This is a genomic window from Bacillus sp. MUM 13 (genome assembly GCF_001866725.1).
Classification (GTDB): domain Bacteria; phylum Bacillota; class Bacilli; order Bacillales; family DSM-1321; genus Peribacillus.
In genome coordinates, this window is the sequence record NZ_MLYQ01000087.1 from 1 (window position 1) to 1,475 (window position 1,475).

General features: G+C 37.5%; 2 protein-coding genes. Both read left to right on the forward strand.

Annotated elements, in window-relative coordinates; translation table 11 throughout:
* Positions 1–53 precede the first annotated feature (53 nt).
* Positions 54–617 (forward strand): helix-turn-helix domain-containing protein, encoded by a 564-nt coding sequence (locus BIV59_RS18000; protein ID WP_071352840.1) that lies wholly within the window; start codon positions 54–56, stop codon positions 615–617.
* The gene (locus tag BIV59_RS18005) at positions 518–1,444 is read left to right on the forward strand and encodes an IS3 family transposase (RefSeq protein ID WP_240501945.1); all 927 of its coding nucleotides are present in this window, start codon (positions 518–520) and stop codon (positions 1,442–1,444) included. Before BIV59_RS18000 ends, BIV59_RS18005 begins: the two co-directional genes overlap by 100 nt.
* Positions 1,445–1,475 lie beyond the last annotated feature (31 nt).

A 1,475-nucleotide genomic window follows, 5' to 3' on the forward strand; every position in this document is an offset into this window, starting at 1 on the left:
TGTAGTGCACCCCAAAAGTTAGAGCTTAAATCTAACTTTTGGGGTGTTTATTTATGGCTAAATATAGTGAACAATTTAAGTTGATGGTGGTAAGGGAATATTTAGAAGGTCATTTTGGATATGCCTTGCTGGCTAGTAAGCATGGCATGCCTAGTAGTTCACCCATTGAGAGGTGGGTGAAAGTATACGGGAAATTTGGAGCTGAAGGCTTAATGAGGAAGAAACATAATAAAACTTATTCTACTCATTTTAAACTGGATGTATTAAGATACATGGAGAGAACAGGTTCTTCAGAAATGGAAACAGCCCTTCAATTTGGGCTAACAAACCCTCCTATGATAGCTTCATGGAAGAAAACGTATCTGGAAGGTGGTGCTGAGGCCCTGGATAAACCGAAAGGAAGGCCTCCCATGTCTGAAAAGTCCAAGAACCAAAAAAACAAACCTGTAGAAGAACGTGAAATGACATATGAACAAAAATTGGAACGGGAAAACGAACTTCTTCGTTTAGAGGTAGAATACTTAAAAAAGTTGAGAGCTTTTCAGATGGATCCGGTCGGCTATCTCGAAAAGCACAAGCAGCGCTATCATTCGAACTCAAAGAAACCTTCAAGTTAAAAGATGTTTTACTTAGGGTGGGTATTCCAGAGTCCTCCTATCATTACCATATAAATGGCCTGAAAAAAGAAAATCCTGATCAAGAGCTTGAAGAATGCATACAGTCTATTTTTGATGAAAATGACGGTAACTATGGGTATCGTCGTGTCCATTCGGAATTGAAAAGCCGTGGTTATAAGGTGAATCATAAGAAGGTACAGCGCATTATGAAAAAACTCCAAATCAAAGGAGAAAAATTCCAAAGAAAATCACGCACATACAGTTCTTACAAAGGAACGACAGGAACTGTAGCCAAGAACCGTATAAATCGTCGTTTTCACACCAATGTATGTCATCAAAAATTAACAACGGATATCACAGAATTTAAGTGCTCAGACGGTGTGAAACTGTATCTGAGTCCCATTATGGATATGTTCAATGGTGAAATTCTTTCCTATGAAGTAAGTATGCGTCCAACCCTTAAGTTAGTGCTCGCCCCTCTTGAGGAAACCCTTAAAATCGTAAAAGACTCAACATACAGAACCACTATACATTCTGATCAAGGATGGCATTATCAACATAACAAATGGGTAAAAACACTCAAAGATCAAAAGGTATTTCAGAGTATGTCACGAAAAGGAAACTGTTTAGACAACTCACCTATGGAAAATTTTTTTGGTTTAATGAAACAAGAGATGTATTACGGAGAAACCTTGTGCTCATATGAGGAGTTAAAAAATAGAATAAAAGATTATATTCATTATTACAATAACAAGCGAATAAAACAAAAATTGGCGGGTATGAGTCCGGTTCAATATCGGATCCACACCAGCCAATTAGCTGCTTAATATAAAACTCTAACTTTTAGGGGTCACTACA

What these genes read in the sequence shown, in the direction of transcription:
- BIV59_RS18000 (WP_071352840.1), top strand. Translation starts at nt 54, where the DNA reads ATGGCTAAATATAGTGAACAATTTAAGTTGATGGTGGTAAGGGAATAT.